We start from the raw sequence: 605 nt of genomic DNA, 5'->3' as shown, positions 1-605 counted from the left end.
TCCCCCCGTTCCTCGCCGGAAGGCAGTCCCTGAAGGAGAGGCGCGGGCAAGCCGCGTCTCACCTTCACGGCCAGCCCATTCTGGAAAGAGGGCGCACCAAGCCGGAAGGTTCTCGCCACAAAAGGAGACGATCATGGGCTATCAGAACTTCATGCGCGGAATGACCAACGGCGGCTCGATCCGGGGCCATGGCGAAGCGTTGACCGACGACGCCTTGCGCGCCCGCGTTCCGTCCATCTTTGCCGCCGAGGCGCACGAAAGCCGCAGCGCCCGCTTTGCCCCCGTGCCGACCATCGACGTGCTGAACAACCTTCGCGCCGAAGGCTTTGAACCCTTCATGGCCCAACAGGCCCGCACCCGCATTGCCGGCAAGGCCGAGTTTACCAAGCACATGCTGCGTCTGCGTCACCGCTCCATCACCAACGGCGACGGCGAGGCGTTCGAGATCATCCTTGTGAACGCCAATGACGGCACCAGCGCCTATCAGATGCTTCCGGGCTTTTTCCGCCTATTGCCCGCAGGCAATAGGCGGAACTATGTCCGGAGCCGGACTATGTCCCGCGAGTGCAAATTCTCGCCGGGTGGTGCACATGGTCGTAGCTTGG

General features: G+C 63.3%; 1 protein-coding gene. It reads left to right on the top strand.

Translation table 11 applies throughout. The features are described from left to right. Positions 1–133: 133 nt before the first annotated feature. A partial coding sequence (locus ACSHZY_RS18900; RefSeq protein WP_435171769.1) for a DUF932 domain-containing protein occupies positions 134–605 on the top strand: 472 nt, incomplete at its 3' end.

The organism is Falsirhodobacter sp. 1013 (genome assembly GCF_051195255.1).
Lineage (GTDB): Bacteria > Pseudomonadota > Alphaproteobacteria > Rhodobacterales > Rhodobacteraceae > Falsirhodobacter.
This window is presented reverse-complemented; position numbering and strand designations above follow the sequence as displayed.